Source organism: Aquimarina sp. AD1, from assembly GCF_003443695.1.
Classification (GTDB): domain Bacteria; phylum Bacteroidota; class Bacteroidia; order Flavobacteriales; family Flavobacteriaceae; genus Aquimarina; species Aquimarina latercula.
The window spans coordinates 531641-545951 of the sequence record NZ_CP031966.1 but is presented as its reverse complement, the minus strand read 5'-3'; the positions used below and the strand labels follow the sequence as shown (position 1 = coordinate 545951).

Here is a 14311-nt window from a genome sequence, read left to right as displayed (position 1 = left end):
GTCTCCAACCAAATTTAAATATCAAATGACACCTATTTCTTATAGTATTGATAATTTTTTAAGTAAAAAAATCGTTTAAATGCATTTTTGTAAGATAAAATACATATATTTAGCATAATTAATAATCTTAACAGATTATACAAACCCCAAAATTAACCTAATTTTTTTCCTATGTCCCCAAACATAAATCCCCAGCCTATAGAAAAAGAACAAATAAAGTTCCTAACATTTCCAAAAGAGGATGTCCTTAATAAAAGAAAAGATCAAATAGATAGAATTCTAGAATTACAAAGAGCACTATCGTTAGGAAATTTAGAGCGTCAAAAAGTAAGAATTGTATTTGTTGATAGTAAAGGTTTAAAAAAAGTAGAAACCACTATTTGGGGAATTACTGATAAGGAAGTAATTCTAAAACAAGCTACAATAATTCCTTTGGAAAGAATAATAAGTATCTCTTAAAAATTTTAAGTGTTATTGCCATGAAAGCTCTCAATATTTTCTTAATGATATATTGAGAGTTTTTATTTATCAATTTTCAAACAATAAACTCTTTTCAGAGATGTTATGTTGATTATTAATCAACGCATAACCATTTTACTAAAAAAAAACTAATAAACCTATACTAATTAATGATTTAAAGAAATCTAAAAATGATTAAAATCTACCTCAAAAGTTTCATCTCAACCCTTTTTATAATTAATACTTTTGCTACTTATGCGCAGCAAAATTCTTCACAATTAATTGCAGATAATGTGGAGGGTCTTATTAAAAATCTTACTACTAAATCAAGGAGTTTTTCTATTAGTTTACCTGCAAAAAATGCTTCTGTATCCTTAACAACTAAAGTAGAAGAGGTTCAAGATGATCAAACTACTTACATCGGAAGTATTGATAACGAAAAACTCTCCACTTTTACAATATATAAAACAAAAGATAAAATAGATGGGACTTTAGTGCTTAGAAATAATAAAACGGGGTATGAAATTTTCACGAATGATCTAGGAAAGGTATACATAAAAGAAGTTGATATTAATTCTCTAGTTTGTATAGACTTTGAAGCAATTAAAGAAGAAAATCAGTTAAACAAAAATGATACGTCTTCGAGAATGCCTCCTCAATTAGAAAGTCTTCCTGGAGCGTCAGGAATTATTTATTTAGATTTTGATGGAGAGGTCGTTTCTGGAACAAGTTGGGTAAGTGGAGGAACAATTAATGCGCAATCTCCAAATTTTTCTGATCAAAAAATAATAGATATTTGGAAAATAATGGCTGAAGATTTTAGTGCTTTCAACCTAAATGTAACTACTAGAAGAGATTTATATGATGCAGCTCCACAAAACAAAAGAATGATGTGTATTTTTACTCCTACTAATGACGCAGCGCCTGGTTCTGGTGGTGTAGCGTATTTAGGTTCTTTCTCTTCTACTAGGACTGATAATCCTTGTTGGGTATATAACTTATCTACAAGAGCCGCTGGAGAAACTGGATCACACGAAGTAGGACATACATTAAGACTAAGTCATGATGGTAGGCCTGGAGAAGAATATTATGCTGGTCACGGACAATGGTCTCCTATAATGGGATGGAGCGCCAGCAAACCAATAGGCCATTGGAGTATGGGAGAATATGATGATGCTACACAACAACAAGATGATATAGAAATTATCGCTGGATCACAAAATGGTATCGGTTTTAGAGAAGATGATCATAAAGATGTTCTAGCAGAAGCAACTCCTATTCTGGTAGATACGGATGGAAATGTCAGTGCTGATCAAAATTTTGGCTTTATTCATAATCGTACCGATAAGGACATCTTTTCTTTTGTAATTGAAACAGGAAATGTATCCTTCAATTTCAATCCCAGCCCAGACAACCCTAATCTTAATATACAAGCTCGTATTCTAAATGGTATTGGAGAAGAAATTGCTACTTCAGACCCTTCTGGTCTTAGTGCTAATATTGATTTAGATCTTACGTTTGGAACGTATTTTATAGAAATTGATGGTGTTGGCGAGGGTAATCTAAGTAATGGATATTCTGATTACTCTTCTATCGGTAATTATTATATATCTGGTAAATATATTCCGGGTGATAATAATCAACCACCAATAGCAAATTTTGAAGCAGCAACAAATTGTTCTACAGTTAATTTTAATAGCACCACAATAAATAATGTAAATACATATTCTTGGGATTTTGGAGATGGAAACACTTCTACAGAACAGAATCCAACTCATACTTATGCCAATAGTGGAACGTATAGTGTATCACTTACTACATCCAATAGTGCTGGTGAAGATACTAGACAAAGAGATGATTTTATTACTATTAATATTCCGCAACAACCAATTGGCGAAAATCAAAGTATTTGTATTGGTGAATCCGCTTCTTTAACTGTTACCGGAAATAGTGAATTTGAATGGTATGATGCTCCAACTGGTGGAAATCTATTATATACAGGAGCAACGTATGAAGCTAATACTTTGCAAACAAGTCAAACGTATTATGTATCAGGGTCCTTTGATAACTGTACAACAAATACTAGAACGGAAATACAAGTAATTGTCGAGGAGAACCCACAACCTCCTACCCTTTCAATTCCGGACACCAAAAATCTAACAGTAGAATCAATATATGCACAATACCAATGGTATTTTAATGGTGTAATGATAACTGGAGCTAATGATTCTCAGTATAGACCCGATCAAATAGGAGATTATAGTGTAGAAGTTTTTAATGAAACTGGCTGTAATGCTATTTCATCAATATTCTCAGTAGATTTATCTCAATTAAATCTAAGTCAAGGATCCAGTGTTTTCAATTTTTATCCAAATCCTACAAGAGATATACTTATCATTGATGGACTAACTATTAACGAAAAAGATATAAGAATTGTAAATACATCTGGACAAGTCGTAATGAATACGATCATACAGCCTCAAGTAGATTTAACTAAATTATCTAGTGGACTTTATATGATTTTAATAAATAATAAATCTGTTGGTAAATTCGTGAAACTATAATAAAATTAAGCCAGCATCAAAAGCATATTTTTAAAATATAAAAATATGCTTTTTTGTTTCATAATGATCAAAAATGCATTTTAACTTTCCTTTAATAGATTTTTGAATATCTTTAGAAACCAAAATTACTAGGCTTGAAACACACATTTTTATTTCTCCTCGCTTTACTCCCTGGGATGCTTTTTTGTCAAAAAGAACCCATAAAAGGAACTATTATTACAGAATATGGTAAAACATACGATGTTAAGAACCCAGATTTTAAAACTGATCTCGCAAATGATTTAAAAGCAGTTTTTGATGTAGGGCGATCCTTTAATGATAGTACTAAAGTAAATCCTTTAATAAATACAGCTGCCAGATATCTTAACATGCACGTACATGCTGGAGTATCTGTAAAAAAACTTAAAGTTGCGTTAGTAATACATGGGAGTGCCGCTAATGATATATTAAATGATGAAAATTATAATTCGAAATTTGGTATCAATAATCCTAATACTGCTTTAATTTCTGCACTTGCAGAAAAAGGAGTTCAAGTTATTTTATGTGGGCAAACTGCGGCTCATAGAAACATTTCTAAATCTGATACACATCCAAAAGTAAAATTTTCGTTATCGGCAATGACTGCTTTAGTGCAATTACAAAATAAAGATTTTAGACTCATTAATTTTTAACTCAACGTACTTTATGAAAAACAACATACTAATCGTCATACTTCTGTTATGTTGCGGTATACAGGCGCAAAAAATAGACCCTTCCATAAATTCTATGTCAGAAAAAGTAGAAAGTAAGGTGATAGAATGGCGAAGAGATTTTCATCAAAATCCAGAACTATCGAATAGAGAATTTGAAACAGCAAAAAAAATTGCAAAACATCTAAAAAGCCTTGGTATTGAAGTAACAGAAAATGTAGCTAAAACTGGAGTTGTAGGAATTCTAAAAGGTGGTAAAGAAGGAAAAGTCGTCGCTTTAAGAGCAGATATTGATGCATTACCTGTAACGGAAAGAGTAGAAGTCCCTTTTAAATCGACTGTAAAAACTACTTTTCTTGGTTCAGAGGTTGGTGTAAGTCATGCTTGTGGACACGATACGCATACTGCAATATTAATGGGAGTTGCAGAAGTTTTAAGTAAGAATAAAGAAAAGATAAGTGGTACTGTTAAATTTATTTTTCAACCAGCAGAAGAAGGTCCACCACCAGGAGAAGAAGGTGGTGCTAAATTAATGATCAAAGAAGGGGTTCTTAAAAACCCGGATGTAGATGCGATCTTTGGACTTCACATAAATTCAGGAACACCAGTAGGAATGATACGATACAAACCAGGTGGAACCATGGCTGCTGTAGAGCGTTTTGTAATCGATGTAAAAGGAAAACAAACTCATGGATCTGCTCCATGGACAGGAGTTGATCCTATTTTAATTTCTGCAAAAATTATTGACGGTTTACAAACTATTATTAGTAGAGAATCTCCTTTAGTAGATGAAGCAGCAGTTATAACAGTAGGAAAAATAACTAGTGGTGTACGATTTAATATTATACCAGAAAGTGCAGAAATGATTGGTACGGTAAGAACACTTGACCCAAGAATGCGTCAAATGATTATACGTCGTATGAATGAGATGGTTCCCGCTATTGCTAAAGCGTATGGTGGAGAAGCAACCATAACTTTTCAGAACAATACTTCTATCACTTATAATGATCCCGCTCTTGTAGCAAAAATGTTGCCTACCATAGAAGGAATTGCTGGAAAAGAAAATGTAATTTTATCCAAAGCTACTACCGGAGGAGAAGACTTTTCGTATTTTCAAGAAGTGGTACCTGGTTTTTACTTCTTCTTAGGAGGAAAATCACCAGATGAAAAAAAAGCGGCTTCGCACCATACACCTGATTTTTATATTGATGAAAGTGGTTTACTATTAGGTGTAAAAGTGATGTCGCAATTAACATTAGATTATTTAAATGCTCAATAATTTTAATTAATAAATGGATACTGTATTAGATTTTATTAGTTCTATATCTTGGTGGATGTGGATTTTAATCGCTCTTATATTCATTGCGATTAGAGATATATTCTTTAACAAAAAACATACGGTTAGTCATAATTTCCCTATCGTTGGACACCTTAGATACCTTCTGGAAAGTATCGGGCCAGAAATGAGACAATACTTTGTAGCTAATAATAGAGAAGAACTTCCTTTTAATAGAATTGAAAGAGGATGGGTATATGCTTCATCTAAAAATGAAAACAACTATGAAGGGTTTGGTACTGATCGAGATATTTATCAGCATCAACATATTTTTATAAAAAATTGTATGATTCCTTTTCAGATGAATACGGATCATCCTAATAAGCTTGATAAAACCTTTTTACCTTGTGCAAAGGTAATGGGAGCATATAATCAACGTAAAAAACCATATCGCCCCGCATCTGCAATCAATGTCTCAGCGATGAGTTATGGTTCATTATCCGCTCGTGCTATTGATTCTCTTAATAATGGAGTAAAAAAGGCAGGTGCTTATCATAATACAGGAGAAGGTGGATTATCACCATATCATAGTAATGGTGGGGATGTTGTTTTTCATTTTGGCACAGGGTATTTTGGTGTTCGTACAGAGGATGGAAACTTTTCTATGGAAAAAATGAAAACTTTAGTTGAAAAAAATCCATTTATAAAAGCCATCGAAATTAAACTTTCTCAAGGAGCTAAACCCGGTAAAGGTGGTGTACTCCCAGGTGCAAAAATCACATCAGAAATTGCTAAAATTAGAGGGGTAGAAATAGGTAAAGATGTCTTATCACCTTCCACTCATAAAGCTTTTAAAGATGTTCCAGAATTATTACAATTGATTGAGGATATAGCTTCAGAAACGGGATTACCTGTTGGGATCAAAGCCGCAATTGGTAAAACTGAACAATGGGAACTACTTGCGGAGTTAATGGTAAAATCTAATAGAGGCCCCGATTTTATTACAATTGATGGTGGCGAAGGAGGAACAGGTGCTGCTCCCCCAAGTTTTGCTGATCACGTATCGCTACCTTGGATTTATGGTTTTAGTGCTATTTATAAAATATTTCAAAAACACAATCTAACAGATAGAGTAGTTTTTATCGGTAGTGGTAAATTAGGTTTTCCTGCAAAAGCTGCCATGGCTTTTGCAATGGGGGCAGATTGTATTAATGTAGCTAGAGAAGCAATGATGAGTATCGGTTGTATACAAGCGCAAATTTGTCATACTAATAAATGTCCTGCAGGAATTGCTACACAAAGTAAGTGGTTACAAAAAGGAATAAACGTACCTCTTAAATCTGATCGACTGGCGCAATATTTTAAATCGTTTCGGAAAGAACTAATAGAAATAACCCACGCGGCTGGATATGAACATCCTTCTCAATTTACAATGAAAGACATTGATGTAAATGTGGATGATGGTGAGCTCACAAAAACCTTAGAACAATCTTTTAAGTATAGCAAAACCCCTGTAGAATTTACTTGTACTCAAGATTTAAAAGATTGCGCTCATCTTGGAGGAAATTATAAAGAAATAACTAACAAATAGTAAAACAATATACATGAATCTCGAAATTATTCCATTACTAATCTCACTAATACCTTCTCTCTTTATTACGATATTGGCACTCTTTTATTTCAAAACGCATACAGATAATGAAGAAAAGCGAAGACGGTTTTTATTACATCAAGAAAATCAAAAACAAGCACTTCCTTTAAGATTACAGGCTTATGAGCGCATGGCTTTATTTTTAGAAAGAATTTCTCCTGGTAAGCTATTACTAAGAACGGCTCCTATAGATGATGATAAAAAAAGTTATGAATCATTATTGGTAAATACAATTGAACAAGAATTTGACCATAATCTTACCCAGCAGATTTACATATCCGATGAATGTTGGAATATCGTAAAAGCTGCTAAAAATGGAACTATTGCTTTAATTAGAAAGACAGTAATGAAAGAAGAAATAGACTCTGCTAATAAAATGAGAGAATTTATCCTAACAGAGATCATAGAAAAAGGTTCGCCTAGTGATACCGCTTTATCTGCTATTAAAACTGAAGTTGAAGACTTATTTTAATCGTATTTAGAATTTCACATATAATCAATATCCTATTGACCTGAAACAAATAAAATCATATATATAAAACATTAAAATTATGTTGACTGATATTAATCCCAAGCTACCAATGAGAAATAAAAATGTTACTAAAGGTTTCTATATTGATAAATTAGGGTTTAAAGAGTTTGGGAATACTAATTTTAATGAATATTTAATGATCGAAAAAGATGAAATTCAAATTCATTTTTTTGAGTTTAAAAAAATCGATCCTAAAAAAAATTATGGACAAGTTTATATTAGAACTAATAACATAGAACAACTATATCAGACTTTATTAAGTAATAATGTAAGTATCCACCCGAATGGAAAATTAGAACCTAAACCTTGGGGACAGAAAGAGTTTTCTTTACTTGATCCAGATAGTAACCTTCTTACATTCGGTCAAGCTATTTAAAAAACGAATAAATAATTGCATATTATTATCTCTTCCCTTGTTGTAGCTGTATTTTATATTATTGAAGTTATTTTTAAATGGATTTGAAATTATATATACCAAAAATTGTCACTCTTTTTATTGGGCTATTCATGTTTTCACTTTCCAGTTCAATGGTAAGCATAACCAGTCCATCTACTATTGAATCTAGTATTATACCAATTTCAATTAATCAGAAAGGGGAAATACTATGTAAAACACGTTTTTCAAAAAATGAAATGGGGGCTTATAGTCCAATGGAAATTCAATATGGATTTTGTATTATCACAAAGGATACAATTAATGAATTCATAACTAAAACCCTACTCCCTACTCCCGAATCATCATATTTTAAACAAAAGGATTATTGGGATATCATCTTTAAATCAAAAACAAACCAACAACAACTGGACGAAATAAATAAAATAATACTAAAAAATAAATATAGCTTTTCATTAACGGATCTAAATATCTTTAAAATCAATAAAGTACTTTCTATTTCTAAATTTGAAAAGAATAAAAATACTTCGCTAAAAAACAACAAACAGAAAGGATTGAAGGGTGCAAAGAGTAAAGAATATTTTAGTGATAAAAAAATACGGGTATTGTATGATTTTGGCAACATAGTAATTCTTGAGAATGATAATAATATTGATCAAAACGAATTAGAATTGGGTGCTAATTTTGACTATCATAATTCTTCAAACATCACTACAGATAATAATGGTAACAATATAAGTTTAGGATTTGATATTAGTCAAGTAACGGGTATATTGATCATTAATAATATAAATCCAAAATGAAAGAAACTCTTTTAGGAATATTGATTATTATACATCTTGGATGCAAAGGACAAAACAAGGAACAAGTTTTACATAAAGAGACTCACAAAACAACTAGAGCTTCTTATCAACAAAAAACCAAATACATACAAACATTAAAAGAACTAAAATTAGCAACTGATTCGTCCAAAAGTTATGAATCAATAAAAAGCGGCATACAAGCTAAAAAGCTAGATTACAAGGGATCATCAACTGATTCCTTATCTAATTTATTCACAATTTCTTTAGTAAATCGAATAATCCCATTTTGGGAAGGTACAGAATGGTCTTTTGAAGGACATACATCCGTCCCGAAGAAAGGGAAAATCGCTTGCGGGTATTTTGTTTCAACAACTCTAAAACATATTGGTGTAAATATCAATAGGTATAAACTAGCTCAACAAAGCCCAATTAATGAAGCACAAAGTTTAGGAGTGGAATCTAAAGTCTTGAAAATTTCAGAAAATTCTATTGATCAAAATATCTCTAAAATTAACTCGACTCTAACAGAAGGAATTCATTTTATTGGATTTGATACTAGTCATGTTGGATATATTCTAAAAACAAAAGATCAACTATATCTAATTCATTCAAATTACATTGATTCTAAAGGAGTAGAAATAGAAAGAATTGAAGATTCAGATGTTTTTGCTTCTTATTCCGTTTATTACATTTCTGAACTTAGCACCAATAAACATCTTTTAAAAAATTGGATACAAGAAACTGAAATTCAAGTAATCAGTGCAAAATAAAATCCAATAGGAAAGCACATAAAAATAAAAAAAGCACTCCTAACTTAATCACGCTATAAAAAGATGATCTTTTTTTCAATCTTGATACGTTTATAAATACTAAAAGACATTTTTTCTTGTTATAAAACATATGTTTTACTCTGTAAAACAATAGTACATACTCCTGTGTTTGATGAATTTGCTTAGAAGAACCCAGACACTCTTCTAATCAAGCTGTCCTAAACCAGAATATTTAATTGGAAGCTGTTCATCATTCTTCCTCCTTTTTACGCACGGGTATTTATAAATATCAAGAAGACTATGTTTTCTTGATAAGCAAGTCATTTGTATAAGTGAATCAAACCATTATCAACAAATTCAATATCAAGTCAAATGAAAAAAATTGCACTCTTAAAAACAAAAAACCAACATTATTTTAAACAAAAGCAACACAGCTTTTTAAAAATACTTAGTTTATTTCTACTATGTGTTTTTTATCATAATACTGCATTCTCGCAAGAAAATGAATCATACCTTTTGGGAAATGAAAAGACTTTTACACAAACCTTTTGGAATAAAAAATCTGACATAATTACGCTCGACGTTTCAAAAGATATATCCTATAAAGGAAAGATCACCAAAACAGAAGGAAACACAGATACATACTCTATTATTGGAAGTATAAATGATGATAATACTTCTACATTTCATATTACAAAACAAAATAATATCATTTCTGGCCATATCGTATTATACAAAGAAAAAATAGCATATCGATACTACTCCGATGATGTGAACACTGTTCTCGTTCAAAAAATCGACATTCATAAAGTTCTTTGTATAGATTATGAAAAAGTAACTTCAGAAGAAACTAATACTAATAAAGCATCTTCTAGAGCACCTATATTATCTAGTCTTCCTGGATCTGCATATACCGTATATTTAGATTTTGATGGAGAAGTAGTTAGTGATACCTGGTGGGTTAATGGAGGTACGATTAATGCACAACCAACAGGATATAGCGATGCTAAAATCACAGAAATATGGAGAATAATGGCCGAAGATTTCAGACCTTTTGATATTAATATTACTACAGATAGAACTGCTTTCGAAAGTACTCCAATCAATCAAAGGATGATGTGTATTTTCACACCTACCACAGATGCAGCTCCTGGATCCGGAGGTGTCGCATATCTCAATTCTTTCTCTAATACCAATATAGATAACCCATGTTGGGTATATAATAGTGGAACCAGGTCAGCTGGAGAAACAGGATCTCACGAAGTTGGTCATACCTTAGGCCTATCGCACGATGGTGTGCCTGGAAATCAATATTATGCTGGTCATGCAGATTGGAGTCCAATTATGGGATGGAGTGCTAGTAGACCCATTGGACAATGGAGTAAAGGAGAATATGACAATGCAATTACACAAGAAGATGATATGGCAATCATATCAGGAAATAGAAATGGTTTTGGATATAAAGAAGATGACCATTCGGATGACATAGCACAAGCCACACCTATACAAGTAAGTACAGATGGAACCGTTAATCCATCATTACATCAAGCCTTAATTTCTACAAAAGGGGATAAAGATTTATTTTCTTTTATTACTGCTGGTGGCGAAGTGAATTTTAATATTGATCCAGATCCATTTTACCCAAATCTAAATATCCAGGCTAGAATAATTAGTGGTACAGGAGAAGAGCTTGCTATCTCTAATCCAACTAATAGTCTTAGTGCTAGTATTAATGCTACATTAGCGGGAGGAACATATTTTATAGAAATCGATGGTGTTGGAGAAGGAAATGTTTCTAATGGGTATTCGGATTATTCCTCTGTTGGTTTTTACGAAATCTCAGGATCCTATGCTCCCGGAAACAATAATCAGCCTCCTATTGCTAATTTCGAGGCATCTATAAATTGCGATCAAGTACGTTTTTTAAATACGTCTATCAATACAATTACTTCGGTTTCTTGGGATTTTGGAGATGGAACTACTTCTACAGAACTGAATCCTACGCATACCTATACGACAAACGGTACATATACGGTTTCACTAACAGCGACTAATACAATAGGGGAAGATACTAATACCAAAGAAGATTTAATCACGATCAATATTGCAACATTACCAGAAAACATGAACCAATCCATATGTCCTGGAAATACCACCACTATAACAGCATCGGGTAGTTCTGGTTACATCTGGTATGACGCTATAGATAGTAATACAGCTATTGCTACAGGTGCCGACTTAGATGTTTCTAATCTTACAGAAGACCAAACATTTTATGTAGCAGGAACTATTGAACCTATTATATCTGCAGTAACTGGAATACAAGACATATCATCTAATTCTGGAGATATTCATCAAGGAGGGTTTAATCTAGTTTTTGATGTAAATCAGCCTATTATCCTTAAAAAAGCGAAAGTAATAGCAGAAGGATCTGGAAACAGAACATTACAACTTATTGATGCGGCTGGAACTGTACTAGAAACAAAAACTATAAATATTCCTGATGGAGAAAGTATCATTGATATCAATATGAATATTCCTGTAGGAACAGATTTGGAAATAGGTTTTCTTGAAGAGGCAAATCTTTTCAGAAGTAATGACAATATTAACTATCCTTATATTGTAGAAAACGTAATTAATATTAAAAGAAGTTCTGCAACCACTGCGCCAGAAGGCTTTTACTACTATCTATATAATTGGGAAATTTCTACTTTAGGTGGATGCCAAACTACAGAACGTGCAGTAGTCGAAATAAGTATCTCAGATGCTCCAGCATTACCAACAATGAATATTAATGCAGAAACAAATGAAATTTCGGCGGTAGAACCGTATACCTCATATCAATGGTATTTTAATAACCAAGAAATAGAAGGTGCTACCGGTTCTAGCTACATAGCCGAAGAAACAGGTACTTACGCATTAGAAGTATTTAACGATGTTGGATGTAGCATATTCTCTGAGAATATTGAAATTCAGCCATTATCTATTATCGATATTGAATCACCAGAAAATCAAATCATCTTATATCCTAACCCGGCAAGAGAAATCTTAAATATAGGTGGAGTATCTGCATTAGAAGATAAATATTCTCTAAAAGTAGTAAATAGTTTAGGTCAGACAATCATAAATAGATCTGATATTCCTGAAACTTTAAATACTAGTTCTCTTCCAGAAGGGTTATACTTCTTACTTATCAATAATAAATTAGTAGATCGATTTATTAAAACAATAAATTAAGAATAGTATCGAATAATCTTATGTAAACTAGGCCATACTAAGTTTCTTTATTTTAGACTTACTTAGTATGGCTTACTTATAGTATAAACACAGCTAGAAAATTACCCTGCCATATCAATATTTTTTAATTTATTTTCTTCTGCTTGCTTTGCTTTATCGGCTGCATATTCGAATCCTTGCTGCCACCAATTACGCATCAATTTTTTATTAAATACAAGTGAGTTTTCTGTCAATTTAGAAGGTGTATAATATAAATTGAGTACTACATTTTTATTTTTTGCAGCCAACTTTCCTACCACAGTATCGTGACCTTCTACCTGATCAAACATAAAACTAAACAAGTTTACCATTAAAGAAAAAGGATTCTTACCTAGTATTTTATTATGTTCCATATTTTCGGATTCTAGGATAACAGCATCAACTTCGGTAGCACCTCTTTTGATTGCTTCTCTAATAGGAACCATTGAACCAAAGCCACCATCAGCATATTCGCAACCATTTTTGGTTACTAAACTCATAAAAGGAACATAATTACAAGATATCCAGATCCAATCACAAAAATCCTCATAAGAAAAATCCTTTATAGACTTATACTCCGTAGTATTTTTTGTTAAATTAGATACTGTTACAACAATGTCTTCCACCTTTTTTTTAGCAAGTTCAAACTCTATTTCAGAAAAATTTCTACGAATATTTCTTCTAAGATTCTTGCTTTCTCCAAAGGTTCTTTTTCGCTTCAGGAATTGTACAACCGTGTTAAAGAAATTAATTGAAACAAATTCTCGATTACCTTTCTTTCTGGTTCTAAAAGGATTTACACTAAAAATAGTACTTTGATTTACATTGGTATAGATATCATATACTTTATCAATGTTTCCTAATGCTAATTGAGGTATTAACAAACTTCCGGTAGAAGTTCCGAGAAAAAGATCATACTTCCTTCCTTCCTCCTGCATTAAATATTGAGCTACGCCACCTGCGTATGCTCCTTTACTTCCTCCTCCGGATATGACTAATGCGCGCATATATTTTGATTATAGTCTATTTGATATATTTTTTTCTTTGGCAAATTCATAGCCTTTTTTCCACCATTTTTTCATTTTCTCTTTTTCAAATACTAATGAATTCGTGGTTAATACTGTAGGTGTGTAATATAAATCCATAGCCACATCTTTTCTAGTCGCTATAAATTTACCAATTCTAATATTTTGATGCTCTATAGTATCCATCATAAAATCTACCATACTCGTTATTAGAGTAAATGGATTTTTTGTAGGCATGCGATTAAGGTAATTAATTTCGGTTTCTAGAACAATCACATCAACCTCTGTAGCCCCTCTGCGAATAGCTTCTTCTATAGGTACCATCGAACCCAATCCTCCATCAACATAATCACAATTGTTTTTCCTTACCAAACTCATAAAGGGTGGATAATTACAAGAAATCCATATCCAATCACAATACTCCTGATATGTACACTCTTTAATAGATTTATACTCTACTTCATTGGTTGATAAATTTGTCACCGTAATAATAACATCCTTATCAGTTTGTTTAATTTTATGAAAATACGTTTCTGTTACTGATTGCTTAATAAGATCTCTAAGGTTTCTACTATCCCCAAAAGATTTATTACCTTTTATTAAATTTCGGAATACATTAAAATGATTAATTGAAATTTCATTGTACCCTCTTTTCTTTTTAATAACAAAAGGGCAATTTCTAAAAATTGAAGATTGATTAACAGAAGTATATATATCTTTGATCTCTTGTATTTTAGCGAGAGCTAAATGAGAAATCAAGAGACTACCAGTAGATGTCCCTACATATAAGTCGTATTCCCTTCCTAAATCCTGAATTAAATACTGTGCTACTCCACCTGCAAAAGCTCCCTTACTTCCTCCTCCGGAAATTACTAATGCACGCATATCATAGT

At 32.0% G+C, this 14311-nt stretch carries 12 protein-coding genes; 10 read left to right on the top strand and 2 right to left on the bottom strand.

Annotation, left to right across the window (positions count from 1 at the left end; all coding sequences use genetic code 11):
- Positions 1-171 precede the first annotated feature (171 nt).
- From D1815_RS02620 to D1815_RS02575, 10 genes are all read left to right on the top strand, one after another.
- The gene (locus D1815_RS02620) at positions 172-459 is read left to right on the top strand and encodes a hypothetical protein (RefSeq protein ID WP_035085904.1); all 288 of its coding nucleotides are present in this window, start codon (positions 172-174) and stop codon (positions 457-459) included.
- A 191-nt stretch (positions 460-650) separates the two neighbouring features.
- Positions 651-3023: a PKD domain-containing protein gene (locus D1815_RS02615; protein WP_118385827.1), complete on the top strand. Its 2373-nt coding sequence runs from the start codon at positions 651-653 to the stop codon at positions 3021-3023.
- Positions 3024-3157: 134 nt separating this feature from the next.
- Positions 3158-3694 carry a DsrE family protein gene (locus D1815_RS02610; RefSeq protein WP_147404308.1) on the top strand — a complete coding sequence of 179 codons (537 nt, stop codon included), beginning with the start codon at positions 3158-3160 and terminating at the stop codon, positions 3692-3694.
- Between the two features lie 13 nt (positions 3695-3707).
- Complete coding sequence (locus D1815_RS02605) at positions 3708-4991, top strand: amidohydrolase (RefSeq protein ID WP_027394148.1); 1284 nt, start codon at positions 3708-3710, stop codon at positions 4989-4991.
- A gap of 13 nt (positions 4992-5004) precedes the next feature.
- Positions 5005-6579, top strand: coding sequence for an FMN-binding glutamate synthase family protein (locus tag D1815_RS02600; RefSeq protein ID WP_027394147.1), 1575 nt, complete (start codon positions 5005-5007; stop codon positions 6577-6579).
- A gap of 13 nt (positions 6580-6592) precedes the next feature.
- Complete coding sequence (locus tag D1815_RS02595) at positions 6593-7111, top strand: hypothetical protein (RefSeq protein WP_027394146.1); 519 nt, start codon at positions 6593-6595, stop codon at positions 7109-7111.
- 79 nt (positions 7112-7190) lie between these two features.
- On the top strand, positions 7191-7547 hold the full coding sequence (locus D1815_RS02590; protein WP_118385825.1) for a VOC family protein: 357 nt from the start codon (positions 7191-7193) through the stop codon (positions 7545-7547).
- 77 nt (positions 7548-7624) lie between these two features.
- Positions 7625-8368 carry a hypothetical protein gene (locus D1815_RS02585; protein ID WP_162897328.1) on the top strand — a complete coding sequence of 248 codons (744 nt, stop codon included), beginning with the start codon at positions 7625-7627 and terminating at the stop codon, positions 8366-8368.
- Entirely contained in the window at positions 8365-9138 is a 774-nt protein-coding gene (locus D1815_RS02580) for a hypothetical protein (protein ID WP_118385823.1), read from the top strand. The genes D1815_RS02585 and D1815_RS02580 overlap by 4 nt, the downstream gene beginning before the upstream one ends.
- 372 nt (positions 9139-9510) lie before the next feature.
- Positions 9511-12375 (top strand): PKD domain-containing protein, encoded by a 2865-nt coding sequence (locus D1815_RS02575; RefSeq protein ID WP_118385822.1) that lies wholly within the window; start codon positions 9511-9513, stop codon positions 12373-12375.
- A gap of 101 nt (positions 12376-12476) precedes the next feature.
- On the opposite strand, the gene D1815_RS02570 is transcribed toward D1815_RS02575, so the two are convergent.
- The gene (locus D1815_RS02570; RefSeq protein ID WP_118385821.1) at positions 12477-13400 is read right to left on the bottom strand and encodes a patatin family protein; all 924 of its coding nucleotides are present in this window, start codon (positions 13398-13400) and stop codon (positions 12477-12479) included.
- 9 nt (positions 13401-13409) lie between these two features.
- Complete coding sequence (locus D1815_RS02565) at positions 13410-14303, bottom strand: patatin family protein (protein WP_118385820.1); 894 nt, start codon at positions 14301-14303, stop codon at positions 13410-13412.
- Positions 14304-14311: the final 8 nt, after the last annotated feature.

Coding starts and splice junctions, on each gene's coding strand:
- D1815_RS02580 (WP_118385823.1), top strand. CDS start 8,365: ATGAAAGAAACTCTTTTAGGAATATTGATTATTATACATCTTGGATGC.
- D1815_RS02605 (WP_027394148.1), top strand. CDS start 3,708: ATGAAAAACAACATACTAATCGTCATACTTCTGTTATGTTGCGGTATA.
- D1815_RS02615 (WP_118385827.1), top strand. CDS start 651: ATGATTAAAATCTACCTCAAAAGTTTCATCTCAACCCTTTTTATAATT.
- D1815_RS02620 (WP_035085904.1), top strand. CDS start 172: ATGTCCCCAAACATAAATCCCCAGCCTATAGAAAAAGAACAAATAAAG.
- D1815_RS02565 (WP_118385820.1), bottom strand. CDS start 14,303: ATGCGTGCATTAGTAATTTCCGGAGGAGGAAGTAAGGGAGCTTTTGCA.
- D1815_RS02585 (WP_162897328.1), top strand. CDS start 7,625: ATGGATTTGAAATTATATATACCAAAAATTGTCACTCTTTTTATTGGG.
- D1815_RS02590 (WP_118385825.1), top strand. CDS start 7,191: ATGTTGACTGATATTAATCCCAAGCTACCAATGAGAAATAAAAATGTT.
- D1815_RS02570 (WP_118385821.1), bottom strand. CDS start 13,400: ATGCGCGCATTAGTCATATCCGGAGGAGGAAGTAAAGGAGCATACGCA.
- D1815_RS02595 (WP_027394146.1), top strand. CDS start 6,593: ATGAATCTCGAAATTATTCCATTACTAATCTCACTAATACCTTCTCTC.
- D1815_RS02575 (WP_118385822.1), top strand. CDS start 9,511: ATGAAAAAAATTGCACTCTTAAAAACAAAAAACCAACATTATTTTAAA.
- D1815_RS02600 (WP_027394147.1), top strand. CDS start 5,005: ATGGATACTGTATTAGATTTTATTAGTTCTATATCTTGGTGGATGTGG.